The following is a 558-nucleotide window of genomic DNA, read 5'->3' as shown; positions in this document are numbered from 1 at the left end:
GAGGAGTGTTCACATGTTCAAACAGTGGAGCCGTAAGTTTCCCGGCCTGCCCCGCAAGGTGGCGGAGGCTCGTGACTTCGTCGCGGCCTTGCTCGAAGGTGAGGGCTCAGGTCCTGTCGATGACGCCCTGTTGATCGTCAGCGAGTTGGCAACTAACGCTGTCCGGCACACGCGGAGCGGCTGGTACGGCGGCTGGTTTCTGGTCGTTGTTAGCTTCGGTGACGACGTCGTACGCATTGAAGTCATCGACGCAGGTGGGGACAGGGAACCGCTGCTCCGCAGTGTCAACAGCGATGTGGAAGAGGGTGGCCGCGGCCTTCTGCTGGTCACGGCCTGTGCCAAGGACTGGGGCGTACAGGACCGGCCCGGCGGGCGCTGCATCTGGGCAGAGCTGGCGCGGGTGAGTGAGTGATGGTTCCGTGCGGGGCGGTGGGTCGTGCCTGCCTTATAAGCAGCGCAGGGTGAGTCCTCGCGGTGTACCTCGGCGACGGGCGGGGTTCTATGTGATCGGCGTTCGTACAGGACGGCGTCTCCCGCCCATTTCGTCTAGGGCTCTAG

At 64.2% G+C, this 558-nt stretch carries 1 protein-coding gene; it reads left to right on the top strand.

From position 1 onward, the window contains the following. The first annotated feature begins 13 nt into the window (after positions 1-13). Positions 14-412, top strand: a complete 399-nt coding sequence (locus B7767_RS44140; RefSeq protein ID WP_085576673.1) for an ATP-binding protein — start codon at positions 14-16, stop codon at positions 410-412. Positions 413-558 lie beyond the last annotated feature (146 nt).

This window comes from Streptomyces sp. 13-12-16, assembly GCF_002114215.1.
Taxonomy (GTDB): domain Bacteria; phylum Actinomycetota; class Actinomycetes; order Streptomycetales; family Streptomycetaceae; genus Streptomyces.
This window is presented reverse-complemented; position numbering and strand designations above follow the sequence as displayed.

Coding starts and splice junctions, on each gene's coding strand:
- B7767_RS44140 (WP_085576673.1), top strand. CDS start 14: ATGTTCAAACAGTGGAGCCGTAAGTTTCCCGGCCTGCCCCGCAAGGTG.